Raw genomic sequence first — 16,165 nt, 5'->3', positions numbered from 1 at the left:
ACGGATGGCTTGGGAGGGCCATCCGTTTTTTGTGTATACGATGAGTCAGCCTACTCGATTGGAAATATTTTATTGCACCTGATTGGGGCTCTTCTTTCCACTTTCGAAATCCAGAGCATTCTGCAAGGTAGTCTCTGCAATGGCTTCCAGTGCTTCTTTTGTGAAAAATCCCTGATGGGATGTGATCATGACATTGGGGAAGGACAAAAGCCTTGCGGTGGTAGAATGCTCCAGAATCTCGTCGGAACGATCCTCGAAGACGTTTTTCGTCTCTTCTTCATAGACATCCAGACCGACCCCGGCGAACTTGTGCAGGCGGATGCCCTCGATAAGATCCTCGGTCTTGACCAGAGCACCCCGGGAAGTGTTTACCAGAATGACGCCATCCTTCATTTTCTTGATGGTGTCAAGCTGGATCAGGTGGTAGGTGGAATCCATCAGCGGGCAGTGAAGGGAGATCAGATCACTTTGCGCCAGTAATTCGTCTAAGGTCACATAGGTGACGAAATCTTTCAGATCCGGGTTCTCGTAGACATCGTAGGCGATGACTTTCATGCCGAAACCGTTACAGATCCGGCACATAGCTGCACCGATCCGGCCGGTTCCGATGATTCCGGCAATCTTACCATAGAAATTGAAGCCCATGAGTCCGGCGAGGCTGAAATCATTTTCCCGGACCTTGTTATAGGCTTTGTATAAGCGGCGGTTGCAGGCCAGAGCCAGAGCCATGGCATGCTCTGCGACAGCTTCCGGAGAATAACCGGGGACACGCATGACACATATGTCATATGCAGCTGCCTTTTCCAGATCCACGTTGTTGTATCCTGCGCAACGCAGCAGGACCAGGCGGACACCTTTTTCGTGGAGAATTTTTAATGTGGCTTCGCTCACATTGGAGCTGACGAAAGCACAGACGGCATCGAAGCCGTCAGCCAGAGCAGCAGTACGGGGATCCAGATCCGACCGGATGTAATCAATCTGGATGCCGGGAAATTTTTTCAGAGTTGCCTCGAAAGATTCTTTATCATAGCTTTTGGTATCATAAAATAATATTTTCATAACAGTCCTCCTCGGGTTGATTTTTATAGTATGTGTATTGTTATTTTTAATCATACTTAGATTTGGCTTTACTATAGCTCAAAATATGGGAATTGTCTATCATATTTAAAAAGTGAAATCGAGAAAAATTATAAAAATGATGCAGATATGATGCAATCGGCAGATATACTGGCATCAGGAGGCGAGGATTATGAAAAAAATATTTTTTGCAGCAGTATTTGCGGGAGCACTGTTAGGTTTTACATCCTGCGGAAACCGGGAGATGGTGACGGATCCGGAGATGGAGACAGTTATAGACAGCATCAAGGAGACACAGAGCGGTCAGACGACGGAAGAGACGACGGCCGGGACTGAGGAGACTTCGGAAGTGCCCACACAGACGGAACCGACAGAAGGCCAGAGTGAAATACAGGGAAGTGAATGGGTGCAGTTTACCACAGAGGATCACGAGGGTAGCAGTGATCCCGAAGACAAGACCAGAAGTTATACCTATTACTATCCAACAGTTACAGTGACGATTCCGGGCAATGAGACGGTGCAGATGAAGATTCAGAAAGAGCTGGATGAATATGTAGACAGTTTTGTAGAAGGAATCAAGAACGGGGAGTTTGGTACACTTTATGAGGATATGCCGGTGTATGAGCAGAGCTATGAGGATCTTACTTTCCGTGTGATCCGCGCGGATGATAAGGTGATCAGCCTGTCGTGGGGGCTGGAAGGGTATGATCAGGGGGCTCATGGATGGTATACTTTGTACTATATGAACTATTATACGCAGACCGGAGAGAGAATTACTTTTGACAGTCTGGGGAGCGGATTCCGCGACAAAGCACTGGAACTGGTGACAGCAAAGGCAGCGGAAATGCAGGCAAAGGAGGACTGCTTCTTTAACGATTACGAGAAGAGTATCAAACTGGTGGTGTTGGATGGTACGGAAGATTTGAATGCTATCTATCAGGAAATTTATGGGCCGGACATTGCAGGTACGGATAATGGCCCCGCAGACCCTACATTCTACATTACAGAGGATGGCTTTGTATTTGAATCCGGCCAGTATGTATTACAGTCCTATGCGGTTGGAATTGTTGACTTTGAGATTCCGACAGCAGACTTCGGGGATGATCTCACAGCAGATATTTTTTAATGGAGTACAGGATGCTGGCGGGTATATTTGCAAAATATAGGACTTTACATGGGCGGGCACCGTGTATATAATAAGAACATCGGGAATGAGGTTCTCCCGGAAGCACAGGCTTCGAACCGCCGGAATTTGAACATACGAATTCGATTTGGCTGATGACTTCTGCAGAATATGCAGGGGACACCAGCCTTTTTTGTTGGAATTCAAAATGCCCTGCTGCGAGAAAACGGAGGAATTTTTATGCTTACATCACTGGGACTGATCTTTTTACTGGGATTACTCATGGCGGCGGTCTGCCAGAGGATTCACCTGCCCCGTATTATCGGGATGCTGCTTACGGGTATTATTCTGGGGCCTTATGTGTTGGATCTGCTGGATGTGTCAATCCTGAATATCTCATCGGAACTGCGGCAGATCGCGCTGATCATCATTTTATTGAAGGCCGGATTATCATTGGATCTGAAGGATCTGAAAAAAGTGGGCCGCTCCGCAGTCATGCTGGCTTGTGTTCCTGCCACTTGCGAACTGTTGGCTTTTGTGATATTTGCACCCATGATCCTTAACATCAGCAGAGTGGATGCAGCGGTCATGGGAGCAGTTCTGGCAGCAGTGTCACCTGCGGTTGTGGTGCCGCGGATGGTACATCTTATGGAAAGTGGCTATGGTACGGAGAAAAGCATTCCGCAGATGATTCTGGCTGGGGCATCCTGTGATGACATCTATGTCATAGTATTGTTTTCCACTTTTGTTGGAATGGCACAGGGTGGACAGGTCAATGCCCTGGATTTTGTGAATATCCCGGTATCGATCCTGACGGGTGTGTTGTTCGGTGCATTGGTGGGTTGGCTGCTGGGGCAGCTTTTTGAACTGTTGTACCGAAAGGGCAGTTATGTGCGCAACAGCATGAAAGTTATTATCATCATGGGTTTGTCCTTCTTGTTAATGGCTTTGGAAACCCTGTTAAAGGGGATCGTGGCGTTCTCCGGCCTGTTGGCGGTGGTGAGCATGGCCTGCGCGCTGAAAATACGGGCACCTAGGGAAGTCACCGGCAGACTGTCTGCTAAATTCGGTAAACTGTGGCTGGCAGCGGAGGTAGTGCTGTTCGTGCTGGTGGGCGCGGCAGTGGATATCCGCTATACTATGGAAGCTGGACTGGCAGCCATAGGAATGATCCTGTTGGCATTGATATTCCGCTCCATTGGCGTGACACTGTGCCTGTTAGGAACGAATCTGAATAAGAAGGAGCGTCTGTTCTGCATGATCGCTTATTTACCGAAGGCTACGGTGCAGGCTGCTATCGGCTCTGTGCCGTTATCGATGGGATTGTCCTGCGGCAAGATCGTTCTGTCCGTGGCTGTGCTGGCCATCCTTATCACAGCCCCGCTGGGAGCGCTGGGAATGGATGCCACATACCGGAAGCTGCTTCAGAAAAATGGAGAAAATAATATCATTTGACAGCCATCCGGCACGTGATCGAGTCCCGGAAGGAAGCCGCAAAAACGTCCACAACATCTACACCATAAGAACCGCAGGCACGCTCTCGCTCTGGTGCAGAACGTAGCGGTACATAATTGACCCCAATACGGTCAATAAGTACCGACGTCTGCTTACGGCCTGCTTGTCCTTATGGTGTAGATGTTGTAGCGCAAACTACGAATATCCAATGCAAAACCCCGGCAGCTACAACAACTGCCGGGGTTTTAAGGAGGATAGAAATCGTTTTAAACTATGTACATCAGGTTTATTAACCCATGGTAATAACTACGTTGTACTCTTCTTTGCCCTTTTCGTAAGGAATGATGTGTCCGTCAACAGCCTTGCCGTCCACGGTCATGGATACCACGCCCTTCTCCACATTCTGCGGGTTCTTCACCTGAATGTGATAGATGCCCTCACGGAACTTACGGGTGATGGAGAAATCCCCGAAGCCCTTGGGAATACAAGGATCTACGGACAATCCCTGATGAGTGGGATATACACCCAGTATGTATTGGGAGATATTTACGAAAGTCCATGCAGCAGTACCGGTCAGCCAGCTGTTCTTTGCCTCGCCGTAGAATTTTGCATCCTTACCGGCTACCATCTGGGAATATACATAAGGCTCGGTACGATGGATCTCACTGATATCCTCAATGTATGCGGGACAGGTCTTACGGTAGATCTCGAAAGCTCTGTCACCTCTGCCCAGAACGGTCTCTGCGATGGATACCCAGGGATTGTTGTGGCAGAAGATACCGGCATTCTCCTTATATCCGGGGGGATAAGAGGATACTTCACCAAGTTCGAGGTGATACTCCGTGTATGCAGGTTGTAAGATCATGACACCATACTTGGTATCCAGTCTCTCTTTTACAGAATTCAATGCCTTTTCGGCAAGTCCTTCCTTCACACCGACACCGGCCAGTACGCAGAAGCCCTGAGGCTCGATGTAGATCTGACCTTCGCGGCATTCCCTGGAACCTACTTTGTGGCTGTAAGCATCGTAAGCACGTACAAACCAATCGCCGTCCCAACCATCCTTCAGGATCGCATCGTACATTGCCTGTACTTCCTTACGTGCGCGGGCTGCTTCGGTATCGTCACCCATCAGCTCGCACAGCTGAGCATATTCTTCGCCGTATTTTACGAACATACCGGCAATGAATACGGATTCTGCAACGGGTCCTTCACTGGGACCGAAGGTCTGGAAAGATTCTCCGGGATGAGCGGAGAAGCAGTTCAGGTTCAGACAGTCATTCCAGTCGGCGCGGCCGATCAGAGGCAGATTGTGAGGGCCTTTGTGGTTGATGATATAGTCTAAGGAGCGTTTTAAGTGATCCATCAGAGGAGCAGCTACGCTCATATCGTTGTCAAAAGGAACCATCTGGGTCAGGATGGAGGTATCGCCGGTCTCTCTTACATAAGCACTGGTACCTGCAATGAGCCACAGAGGATCATCATTGAAGCCACTGCCGATATCGGAGTTGCCTTTCTTGGTCAGAGGCTGGTACTGATGGTAAGCACTGCCGTCCTGGAACTGGGTGGAAGCGATATCAATGATACGCTCTCTTGCACGGTCCGGAATCAGATGTACGAAACCGAGCAGATCCTGACAGGAATCACGGAAACCCATACCACGGCCGATTCCGGATTCGTAATAGGAAGCGGAACGGGACATGTTGAAAGTAACCATACACTGATACTGGTTCCAGGTGTTGACCATACGGTTGACTTTCTCGTCAGCGGAATCTACCGTGTAGCGTGCCAGCAGCTGTTTCCAGTAAGCCTGTAATGCTGCAAAAGCCTCATCTACCTGTGCATCGGTCTGGTATTTTGCCAGCATTTCTTTGGCACGGGTCTTGTTGATCACACCGTAGGATTCCCATTTCTCGTCTTCGGGGTTCTCGATGTAGCCCAGAACGAAGATAAAGGTCTTGGTCTCACCGGCTGCCAGATCCACGTTGATCTGATGGGAAGCGATGGGAGACCAGCCGCTTGCCATGGAATTCGTGCACTTGCCGTTCTCTACAGCTTCGGGAGAATCAGCCCCCCTGTAAGCACCCAGGAAAGCATCTCTGCTGGTATCGAAACCGTCAATCTTCGTATTTACGGAATAGATCGCATAATGATTACGACGCTCACGGTACTCGGTCTTGTGATAAATGGTGGAATCCTGTACCTCGACCTCACCGGTGCTTAAGTTACGCTGGAAATTCTTCATATCATCGTCAGCGTTCCACAGACACCACTCTACATAAGAGAATACGGACAGCTTCTTGTCCTCGGAGCTACCGTTGGTCAGGGTCAGCTGGGAGATCTCGCAATTATCGTTCAGAGGAACGAAGGAGAGCACGGAAGCCTTGACACCGTTCTTGGAAGAGGTGAATCGGCTGTAACCGATACCGTGACGGCACTCGTAAGAATCCAGCTCGGTCTTCGTGGGCTGCCAGCCGGGGTTCCATACGGTGTCCCCGTCCTTAATGTACAGATATTTACCGTTGATGTCGGCCGGTACGTTATTATAACGATAACGGGTCAGACGCAGCAGCTTTGCATCTTTATAGAAAGTATATCCGCCGCAGGTGTTGGATATCAGACTGAAAAACTCATTGCAGCCCAGGTAGTTGATCCAGGGAAGCGGAGTCTTGGGAGTGGTGATGACATATTCCTGATGCACATCATCAAAATGACCATACTTCATAAGAAAATCTCCTTCTTTCATGTTGTTGTATGTTGAGTGTTTGTTTTTTCGCTGCGGAGTGCTTAATGTTAAGTAAACGATTAAGTGCTCCGAATTTCTGATTTGTATTATACAGAAGCAAAGGGAAAAATGCAATACGAATCTTGAAAAAGCCCGTAAAATGCGCAATGTATACAAAAACAGTGGGGAAACATGGGCAGAAGATACAAAATGAAAGAACCTTCGAAACACCGGTTTTACGAAACAAAATAATAGCAAACGTTATCGCACACTTTGCCTTTATATAGAAGAAACACAATCTATGTACAAGCCAAATGTACAAAACAGCATATCTGAAATTGTTAATTATAGACAAAGTGGATACTTTTTTGAAAAAAACTGCAAAAAAGTATTGCAAAATGCTCAAAGGTGTTATATATTAAAACTACGAAAACGATTAAGTTACAAAACAGGTCGGACGGAATGACGAAGACATGGAACAGGAGAAAGATATGGCATCACTGAAAGACATTTCCAAGATTTGTGGAGTCTCCGTTGCAACTGTCAGCAAGGCACTGAACGACCACAAGGACATTGGAGAAGAAACAAAAGCAACTATCAGAAGGGTCGCAAAGGAAATGGGATATTCCCCGAACCTTTCCGCAAGAGCTTTGAAGACGAACAGGACCTACGGCATCGGAGTCCTCTTTGCAGATGAAGCCAGAAGCGGTCTTACCCATGATTACTTTTCCAGTGTACTGGACAGTTTCAAGAGGACGGCAGAGAAGAGCGGTTACGACATTACATTCATTAATAGCTGCAAGAACCGGCCGGATCGGATGTCCTATCTGGAACACAGTAGGTACAGAGGCTTTGACGGAGTGGTGCTCGCCTGTATTGATTTCGGAGATCCCGAAGTTATCGAACTGGTACAGAGTTCCATCCCGGTAGTCACCATTGACTACCTGTTCAACAATCGTATCGCAATCATGTCGGACAATGTTGCGGGAATGAAAGAACTGCTGGAGTACATATATAGTAGAGGACATAGGAAAATTGCTTATATTCACGGAGCAATGTCAGCGGTTACCTCGGGACGGTTGTCCAGCTTCTACCGGACGGCGGAACGTCTGGGACTGGAGATTCCGGACGAGTATATCAGAGAAGCAGCTTACAGAGACACAACAACAACCTATCGTGTGACCAATGAACTGCTGGATCTCCCGAATCCACCGACATGCATCATCTATCCGGATGACTTTGCTTCTTTCGGAGGCATCAACGCTATCAGACAGAGAGGATTACAGATCCCTGAAGATATCTCGGTAGCAGGCTATGATGGCATACAGGCAGCAAGGCAGTTGGAGCCCAGACTGACCACAGTCCAACAGGACACAGAACAGATCGGCTGCCTGGCAGCCAGAGAACTGATCAGTCTCATTGAGAGACCCAAGACTACCATCATAGAACAGGTCATCGTACCCGGGAAAGTTGCTGAAGGCAAGTCGGTGGCCAGAATTCCGACAGACAATTAATCAGGCATTTATATGGAAGCGACGCAACCGCCGACATATGAATATAAATGCAACAAACACTTACAACAAACATTCAACAAAAAATGGGAGGAAACAAACATGAAGAAAAAAGTACTTAGTGCTTTACTTACAACTGCTATGCTTGCCAGCATGCTGGTAGGTTGTGGCAGCAGCAATGAAGCTCCTGCAGCATCCACCGATGCGGCACCCGCAGCTTCCACCGAAGCTAAGACCGAGGCGCCTGCATCCACCGAGGCAGCAGAGCCTGCAGCAGAAGAAGGCAAAGTCTTCAACATCTACTGCTGGAACGAAGAGTTCAAGAGCCGTCTGACAGATCATTATCCCGGATATGAAGAAGTAGACGGAACCACCGGTAAGATCGGTGACATCACTGTAAAGTGGAACATCACTCCTTCTGATGACAACGCTTATCAGAACAATCTGGATGAAACACTGTTAAAGCAGGCTGATGCAGCAGCTGATGACAAGATCGACCTGTTCCTGATTGAGGCTGACTACGCATTGAAATATGTTGATACCGACTACACAATGCCTGTTAAGGATCTGGGCATCACCGATGCAGATCTGGCTAACCAGTATCAGTACACCAAGGATGTTGTTACCGACTCCAACGGCAATCTGAAGGGTGTTTCATGGCAGGGCTGCCCCGGCGTTCTGATTTACAACCGTGAGGCTGCTAAGGCTGTTCTGGGAACCGATGATCCAGCAGAGGTTCAGAAGTCTGTATCTGATTGGGATACCTTCACCGCAACCGCTGAGAAGATGAAAGCAGCCGGTTACAACATGGTATCTTCCGTAAACGATACTTATCGTGTATACTCCAACAACGTATCTAGCAAATGGGTACAGGATGGCAAGATCGTAATCGATGACAACCTGATGAAGTGGGTTGATGACTCCAAGAAGATGGTTGACGCTAAGGAGACCGGTACCTTCGACCTGTGGTCTGATGACTGGAGCAAAGGCTTCTATCCCGATGGCAAAGTATTCTGCTACTTTGGACCCGCTTGGCTGATCAACTTCTCCATGGCAGCTGATACCGATGGATCTATCGCAAATCAGGGTGGCTGGGGCGCTACTGAAGGACCTCAGGGCTTTTTCTGGGGCGGTACTTGGATCTGCGGTGCTACCGGAACTGACAACGCTTCTCTGGTTAAGGATATCATCCTGAAGATGACCACTGATGAAGACATCATGAAAGAGATCGTTGTAGCTGATGATGATTTCGTAAACAACAAACCCGCTATGGAAGCTATGGCAGCAGATACCTCTTATCAGAGCAAGGTATTGGGCGGACAGAACCCTCTGGCTATGTTCTGCGCAGGCGCTGAGAAGATCGATCTGAGCAACCTGTCTGCATACGATCAGGGATGTAACGAAGAGTTCCAGCATGCTATGAAGAACTACTTCGATGGCAAGGCTTCTCTGGATGATGCACTGGATCTGTTCTACAAGGGTGTAGAAGAGAAGTATCCTGAGCTTACTCACTAATCCGAAATGATAAGCGAATAGCGAAACAATAAGGAATTGAGAACCGTGCCTGCCTGGCTGGTCAGGTAGGCACGGTTTTTCTCTCAAAATTCCCGGTTGGCAGAAGCTTTTTTCAGAAGAAGATAATTAAGAACAAAAAGAAGAGAGCTGCTGCGAGCCTGATCGGAAACAAAGAAAGGCACGAAAAACGTAAAGTCGCTAAGAGAGCATGACGGCAAAAGGGAGGAATCATTATGGCAAAGGTAAAACGCGGAAAGGTGGTACGCTATAATAAGTGGGGTTATATTTTCCTGATCCCCTTTGTAGTAGTGTATGTATTATTCCAGTTGATCCCGTTATTCAGGACATTTTATTACAGCTTTTTTGAAAATTATCGTTCCGGACTGACACAGATCGGACCGAATTTCATCGGATTTGGTAACTATGCAAAGCTGTTGTCCAATCCGGACCTGTGGATGTACACCAAGAATACATTGATCATGTGGGTACTGGGATTTGTACCGCAGATCATCATATCTCTGCTTCTGGGTGCATGGTTCTCGGATCCCAGCCTTAGATTAAAGGGACAGAGATTCTTCAAGACAGTTATCTATCTGCCGAACCTGATCATGGCTTCCGCATTTGCAATGTTGTTCTTCACGCTGTTCTCTGATGGTGGTCCTATCAATGAAATGCTGATGCAGATCGGAATCTTAAAAGAGCCATATCAGTTCCTTACAAACATATGGAGTACCAGAGGTCTGGTAGCATTGATGAACTTCCTGATGTGGTTTGGTAATACAACGATCCTCCTGATGGCAGGTATGATGGGTATCGATACTTCCCTCTTCGAGGCAGCCGAGGTAGACGGAGCAACCTCTACCCAGGTATTCTTCAAGATTACATTACCTTTGTTGAAGCCGATTCTGATCTACGTAATGATCACATCCCTGATCGGTGGTCTGCAGATGTTCGATGTACCTCAGATTCTGACCAACGGTAAGGGCGATCCTATGAGATCCAGCATGACCCTGATCATGTACCTGAACAACCATTTGTACAGTAAGAACTACGGAATGAGTGGTGCGTTGTCTGTAATGTTGTTCATTATCACAGGTATCCTGAGCTTGATCGTATTTAAGTTCTCGAACGGCAAACAGGATAAGTAGGAGGTGGCAGAAATGTTGAGCGTAGAAACAAACGAGACAAAAAAAGGTCTGGGCATTCATGCCAGAAGAGCACTTGCATATATCGTACTGGTTATTATGAGTTTTCTCTGCCTGTTTTGGTTCTATATACTGTTTGTAAATGCAACCAGATCCAAAGGCGAGCTGACACAGGGATTTACCCTGCTGCCCAGCACACATCTGATCCAGAACTGGAAGGGTGTCATGGCAGGAACCCTGCCGGTAGTCAGAGGTATGATCAACAGCCTTGTAGTAGCAACCTGCAGTGCTGTGCTGTGTACCTACTTCTCTACCATGACCGCATATGCGATCCATGTATATGATTTTAAGTTAAAGAAGTTCATGTTTACCTTTATCCTGGCAATCATGACCATTCCTACCCAGGTTACCGCACTCGGATTTATCCAGTTGGTAGCTGATATGAAGCTGGAGGATAACTTTATCCCCCTGATCATCCCGGCAATCGCAGCACCTGCTACTTTCTTCTATATGAAGCAGTACATGGAAAGTGCATTGCCCCTGTCTCTGGTAGAGGCAGCCAGAATCGATGGTTCCGGTGAGTTCCGTACATTTAATTCCATCGTATTGCCGCTGATGAAGCCGGCAATCGCAGTACAGGCGATCTTCACTTTCGTAGCGAACTGGAATAACTACTTCACACCGGCACTGGTTCTGCATGATGACAAGATGAAGACATTACCTATCCTGATCGCTCAGCTGCGTTCCGCAGACTTCCTGAAGTTTGATATGGGTCAGGTGTATGTAACGATTGCATTCTCTATCTTCCCTGTTATCATCGTATACCTGTTCCTTTCCAAGTACATTGTCCAGGGCGTGGCAATGGGAAGCGTCAAGGGTTAATATTTCGCCAGCAACATTCAATACATAAATCTCTCCTGAAAAGCGGCACTCTTCCCCGGAGTGGCGCTTTTCGCTTGCAAAAAAACGGGGAAACGGGTATAAAATAAAGAGAAGAGTGAACGTGTATTTTGAGGAAGAAAGAGGTAATTGCCATGCAGATGTATGAGGTGACAGCACTGGCACCGGAAGGACCGGAGGAAGTCTATCAGGCGATGGTGTTTGCAGAAGATGAAGATGATGCCTTGAACCAGCTGGAGGAACAGCTGAAGGAGCAGGGTATTGCCCATGGAATGTGTATGGCGGAAGAAGTGTAGTGTAAAGTGTGAAAAGAACTTCTAATCACTCAGAGCAAAGGCTCTTTCGCGAAGAAGTTCTATGTTTCACACGCAAATTTGCGCCAATGCGCAAACTTTGCAGGTTATGGAAGGATGTGAGTGTTGCAAATGGAAAATTCCTATCGTTTTTTTGAGAATAAAGATTGTAAATATTTCCCCTGCCACAAGGGACTTGCAGATTTCAACTGCCTGTTCTGCTACTGCCCCATGTACCGCTTGGAGCACTGCCCCGGGAATCCCAGGTATTTCGAGAAAAATGGCAGACGGATCAAGGATTGCTCGGGCTGCACCTTCCCGCATGATCCGGAGCATTATGATACGATCATGCAGATTCTGCGGGAGGCATAACACATTTTTCTGGAAAATAAACATGTTTTTTGCACATTTTTCTAAAACTAAAAGCCGATAGTCTGTTTTGACAGATTACCGGCTTTTTATGTGCGGAGACGGTGGGATTTGAACCCACGTGCCCGAGAAGGGCTAACGCATTTCGAGTGCGCCCCGTTATGACCACTTCGATACGTCTCCAAAAGATTACAACGTAGATTATTTTATCTGAAAAATAACCGTTTGGCAAGGGGAGAAACGAAAAAACCTAGTAGTTTCTATTGTTTGCGATGGCATTTACCGCCTGATTTGAAAAATTATTTTTGCAGGCGGTAGTTTTTGCAAATTTTCCGATGGAAACCACCGGATTTTACCGCCTGGCAAGGGAATTACGCTTTTGTAGCAGTATTTTTCCGGGAAAAGGATCTTTTGCAATGAGATTATTACTGCTTACGTGATGATAATAAGTTTGTAAGCGGTAATAATAAAAAAAGATGTTGACAGAACAACATCAGCGTAGTATATTGCAGATAAATACTTTGATAGTCAAAACAATTTGAAATGAAAGGCAAACACGCCGGAGACGACAAAGTAGTAAAGTAAGGTATCAGAAACACAATAATGAAATGCATAAGGAGAGCAAAAACATGTTAGAAAAAGTAGCAGCCATCATCAGAGAACAGTTAAATCAGGAGAATGTAGAAATCACAGAGGCAACCCGTTTCAAGGAGGATCTGGAAGTAGACTCCCTGGATCTGTTTGAACTGGTAATGGCGTTTGAAGAGGAATATGGTGTGTCCATTCCTTCCGAGGAATTGGAAAATATGGCAACAGTAGGTGATGTTATCAGATATATTCAGGAGCATGCGTAAGAACGACATATCTGCCTGAATGCAAGAATCCGCAGGCAAAAGCCCCCGATTTTGATACCTACGGATTGCTTCGTGCTACGCACTCCCATGTCTCCGCTCCGCTTCGGTCCGTGCTAGACATGTGCCACTGGCACATAGCACCCTACCCAATATTCGCATATCGTGGGATTATCATCCCACTTTTATGCTCATATCGGGGCGGGTCCTAAGGTCTTTCACCCACTTATGAGCAAGCTCATGTGGGCTTAGACCTTTTGACCCTGGTATCATCAGAATATGTAATATAACGCAGAATGACGAGAAGGATCAGAAAGACAATGAAAACAAAGATCACGGAACTTCTACAAATAGAATATCCCGTTTTCCAGGGCGGTATGGCCTGGGTGGCAGAACATAAGCTGGCGGCAGCGGTATCAAATGCCGGAGGCTTAGGTATCATCGGTGCCGCTTCCGCTCCGCCTGAGGTTGTCCGGGAGGAAATCCGTAAATGCAAAGAACTGACTGACAAACCCTTCGGCGTGAATATCATGCTGCTCAATCCCAATGCGGAGGATGTAGCGAAGATTGTCGTGAAAGAAGGAGTAAAAGCGGTAACGACTGGTGCTGGAAACCCGGGAAAATTCATGGAACTGTGGAAGAATGCCGGAGTGAAAGTCATTCCGGTGGTAGCCAGTGTGGCTATGGCGAAGATGATGGAGCGTGCCGGAGCGGACGCTGTGGTGGCGGAAGGCATGGAAAGCGGTGGACATATCGGTTCCACCACGACCATGGCGCTGGTTCCGCAGGTAGTGGATGCGGTATCTATCCCGGTGATCGCAGCCGGAGGTATCGCCGATGGCAGAGGAATGGCGGCGGCTTTTATGCTGGGAGCGGAAGGTATCCAGATGGGCACCCGGTTCGTCGCATCAAAGGAATCCATCGTCCATGAAAATTATAAGAATCAGATCATCAAGGCAAAGGATATTGATTCTGTAGTGACGGGAATGTCTACCGGACATCCGGTGCGTTCTTTACGTAATCAGATGACCAGGGAGTATCTGAAGCTGGAAAAAGAGAATGCCGATTTCATGGAACTGGAAAAGCTGACGCTGGGATCTCTCAGGAAGGCAGTGCAGGACGGAGATACCGTAAACGGAACACTGATGGCGGGACAGATTGCAGGCTTGATCCGCAGAGAACAGACCTGCCGTGAGATTATTGAAGAAACAGTGCAGCAGGCGCAGGAGTGCATAGCGGCACAAGGACAGCATAAATAAAATATAGCGACAGGTAACCGCTGACAACAGATATCGAACAGCGACAGGCGGCGTAGTTATATGGAAAACGGCGCATTATAAAAAATGTGCTGTAACCGAGGAGAACAATAGCATCACATAGTAATTAGGAGAAGACAAAATGAGCAGGATCGCATATTTATTCCCGGGACAGGGCTCCCAGTACATAGGAATGGGCAAGGAGTTCTATGATACTTACCCGGAAGCACAGGCGGTATGGAAGCTGGCAGACAAGGTGCTCCAGAATCTGTATTGGCAGGATAAGCGGGAAGTACAGGCGGAAAGCGGACATCCGTACTCCATGGAACAGCTGACCTTTGAAGAAAATCCTTATATCAACATTACGGAATACACACAGATCGCCATGCTGACCATGGAAGTGGCAATTCTGAAAGTATTGGAGGCAAAAGGACTGAAAGCGGAGATGGCAGCAGGCTTAAGCCTGGGAGAATATGGGGCGCTGGCTGCCGCTGGTGTGATGGAGCTGCCGGATCTGTTCCGGATCATCCGGATGCGTGGTATCTATATGCAGGAGGCCTATCCGGAAGGCGGAGCCATGGCAGCAATATTAGGACTGGACGGAGACACCGTGGCAAAAATCTGCGGACAGACAGCAAAAGAAACCGGCAAAGTCGTCTCGGTGGCAAATTATAACTGCCCGGGGCAGATCGTGATCACCGGAGAGGCAGATGCAGTAGCAGCAGCATCGGAAGCGCTGAAAGAAGCAGGTGCAAAACGCTGTGTACCCTTAAAGGTCAGCGGACCATTCCATTCAGCTTTGCTGAAAACTGCGGGAGAACAGCTGGCAGAAGAATTGAAAAGCGTCAAGCTGTCAACCCCCTGGATTCCTTACGTGTCCAACGTAACAGCGGATTATGTGACAGATGCGTCACAGGTTGCGGAACTGCTGAAACAACAGGTATCCAGTCCCGTTCATTTCACCCAGAGCGTAGAGCGGATGATCGCAGATGGCGTGGACACTTTCATAGAGATCGGCCCGGGGAAGACACTCGGCAGCTTCGTACGGAAAATTGACAGAAATGTCAAAGTATACAATATCGAGAAACCGGAGGATCTGGACCGGGTGATGGAGGAACTGGCATGTTGACAGGAAGAAGTCTGACAGGACAAGTTGCTATTGTCACAGGGGCATCACGGGGCATCGGAAAAGCAGTGGCACAGGCACTGGCAGCAGAAGGAGCCACGGTGATCATTAATTATAACGGTTCTGCAGAAGCAGCGGAAGCGGTGGCGGCGGACATCCGAAGCCAAGGCGGCATGGCGGAGGCTGTGAAATGCAATGTTGCAGATTTTGCAGAGAGTGAAGCCTTTGTAAAGGCAGTAACAGAGAAATACGGCAGAGTTGACATCCTTGTCAATAATGCCGGGATCACACGGGACAATCTGATCGTGCGGATGACGGAAGAAGAATTCAATGCAGTCCTGGATACGAACCTGAAAGGCGCATTTCACATGATCCGGCATCTGACGAAGACCTTTATGAAGCAGAGATATGGGAAAATCATCAATATCTCTTCTGTCAGTGGCATCGTCGGGAATGCAGGACAGGCTAATTATTCCGCCTCCAAGGCGGGACTGATCGGTCTGACGAAAAGTGTAGCGAGAGAACTGGCATCCCGGAATATCTGTGTGAATGCCGTGGCACCCGGATTTATCCGGACAGATATGACAGATAAGCTTCCGGAGGCGGTACAGGATAATGCGGTTGGACAGATCCCGCTTAAGAAAATGGGAAGACCGGAGGATGTCGCACAGGCGGTTCTGTTCCTGGCAGGAGATGCCTCGGACTATATTACCGGCCAGGTGCTGTGCGTGGACGGCGGTATGGCGATGTAAAACTATGTCCGGCAACAGTAAAGCAGAATAGAAAATATGTCCGCTAACGGTACAGCAGGACAGAAAA

Annotated in this window: 14 protein-coding genes, 1 tRNA gene, 1 pseudogene and 1 riboswitch; of the genes and pseudogenes, 13 read left to right on the top strand and 3 right to left on the bottom strand. The window is 47.8% G+C overall.

All coding sequences use genetic code 11. The features are described from left to right. Positions 1-69: 69 nt before the first annotated feature. Positions 70-1,059 (bottom strand): 2-hydroxyacid dehydrogenase, encoded by a 990-nt coding sequence (locus OCV96_RS11875; protein ID WP_118504952.1) that lies wholly within the window; start codon positions 1,057-1,059, stop codon positions 70-72. Between the two features lie 190 nt (positions 1,060-1,249). Here OCV96_RS11875 and OCV96_RS11870 point away from each other — a divergent pair, with 190 nt between their 5' ends. Both OCV96_RS11870 and OCV96_RS11865 read left to right on the top strand, forming a co-directional pair. Further along, on the top strand, positions 1,250-2,203 hold the full coding sequence (locus OCV96_RS11870) for an RsiV family protein (protein WP_262594617.1): 954 nt from the start codon (positions 1,250-1,252) through the stop codon (positions 2,201-2,203). Between the two features lie 72 nt (positions 2,204-2,275). Next, positions 2,276-2,372: riboswitch (Fluoride riboswitch) on the top strand. A gap of 68 nt (positions 2,373-2,440) precedes the next feature. Then, positions 2,441-3,655, top strand: a complete 1,215-nt coding sequence (locus tag OCV96_RS11865) for a cation:proton antiporter (RefSeq protein ID WP_262594616.1) — start codon at positions 2,441-2,443, stop codon at positions 3,653-3,655. 289 nt (positions 3,656-3,944) lie between these two features. Here the strand turns inward: OCV96_RS11865 and OCV96_RS11860 are convergent, their stop codons facing one another. Next, a complete protein-coding gene (locus OCV96_RS11860) occupies positions 3,945-6,380 on the bottom strand; it encodes a glycoside hydrolase family 94 protein (RefSeq protein ID WP_227061940.1) in 2,436 nt (811 codons plus the stop codon). A gap of 491 nt (positions 6,381-6,871) precedes the next feature. On the opposite strand from OCV96_RS11860, the gene OCV96_RS11855 reads away from it, so the two are divergent. The 6 genes from OCV96_RS11855 (at position 6,872) to OCV96_RS11830 (ending at position 12,116) form a co-directional block, all read left to right on the top strand. Next, positions 6,872-7,894, top strand: coding sequence for a LacI family DNA-binding transcriptional regulator (locus OCV96_RS11855; protein ID WP_262594615.1), 1,023 nt, complete (start codon positions 6,872-6,874; stop codon positions 7,892-7,894). 99 nt (positions 7,895-7,993) lie between these two features. After that, positions 7,994-9,406: an ABC transporter substrate-binding protein gene (locus OCV96_RS11850; RefSeq protein ID WP_262594614.1), complete on the top strand. Its 1,413-nt coding sequence runs from the start codon at positions 7,994-7,996 to the stop codon at positions 9,404-9,406. Between the two features lie 233 nt (positions 9,407-9,639). Further along, positions 9,640-10,554 carry a carbohydrate ABC transporter permease gene (locus OCV96_RS11845; RefSeq protein WP_118668825.1) on the top strand — a complete coding sequence of 305 codons (915 nt, stop codon included), beginning with the start codon at positions 9,640-9,642 and terminating at the stop codon, positions 10,552-10,554. A gap of 12 nt (positions 10,555-10,566) precedes the next feature. Next, complete coding sequence (locus OCV96_RS11840) at positions 10,567-11,433, top strand: carbohydrate ABC transporter permease (protein WP_022154584.1); 867 nt, start codon at positions 10,567-10,569, stop codon at positions 11,431-11,433. 152 nt (positions 11,434-11,585) lie between these two features. Beyond that, positions 11,586-11,747 (top strand): hypothetical protein, encoded by a 162-nt coding sequence (locus OCV96_RS11835; RefSeq protein WP_022312877.1) that lies wholly within the window; start codon positions 11,586-11,588, stop codon positions 11,745-11,747. Positions 11,748-11,876: 129 nt separating this feature from the next. After that, positions 11,877-12,116: a cysteine-rich small domain-containing protein gene (locus OCV96_RS11830; RefSeq protein ID WP_022312878.1), complete on the top strand. Its 240-nt coding sequence runs from the start codon at positions 11,877-11,879 to the stop codon at positions 12,114-12,116. A 93-nt stretch (positions 12,117-12,209) separates the two neighbouring features. Here OCV96_RS11830 and OCV96_RS11825 read toward each other — a convergent pair. After that, positions 12,210-12,296, bottom strand: a tRNA-Ser gene (locus OCV96_RS11825). 446 nt (positions 12,297-12,742) lie between these two features. Here OCV96_RS11825 and acpP point away from each other — a divergent pair. The 5 genes and pseudogenes from acpP to fabG all read left to right on the top strand — a co-directional run bounded on the left by acpP (position 12,743) and on the right by fabG (position 16,098). Then, positions 12,743-12,967, top strand: a complete 225-nt coding sequence (gene acpP, locus OCV96_RS11820) for an acyl carrier protein (RefSeq protein WP_022312879.1) — start codon at positions 12,743-12,745, stop codon at positions 12,965-12,967. 11 nt (positions 12,968-12,978) lie between these two features. Then, positions 12,979-13,216: pseudogene (locus OCV96_RS19640) on the top strand (hypothetical protein). 68 nt (positions 13,217-13,284) lie between these two features. Next, a complete protein-coding gene (fabK, locus tag OCV96_RS11810) occupies positions 13,285-14,223 on the top strand; it encodes an enoyl-[acyl-carrier-protein] reductase FabK (protein WP_227733875.1) in 939 nt (312 codons plus the stop codon). 139 nt (positions 14,224-14,362) lie between these two features. Beyond that, on the top strand, positions 14,363-15,349 hold the full coding sequence (fabD, locus tag OCV96_RS11805; protein WP_262594613.1) for an ACP S-malonyltransferase: 987 nt from the start codon (positions 14,363-14,365) through the stop codon (positions 15,347-15,349). Beyond that, complete coding sequence (gene fabG / locus OCV96_RS11800; protein WP_262594612.1) at positions 15,343-16,098, top strand: 3-oxoacyl-[acyl-carrier-protein] reductase; 756 nt, start codon at positions 15,343-15,345, stop codon at positions 16,096-16,098. Before fabD ends, fabG begins: the two co-directional genes overlap by 7 nt. The last annotated feature ends 67 nt before the right edge of the window (positions 16,099-16,165 follow it).

The organism is Waltera acetigignens (genome assembly GCF_025567015.1).
Classification (GTDB): Bacteria; Bacillota; Clostridia; order Lachnospirales; family Lachnospiraceae; genus Acetatifactor; species Acetatifactor acetigignens.
This window is presented reverse-complemented; position numbering and strand designations above follow the sequence as displayed.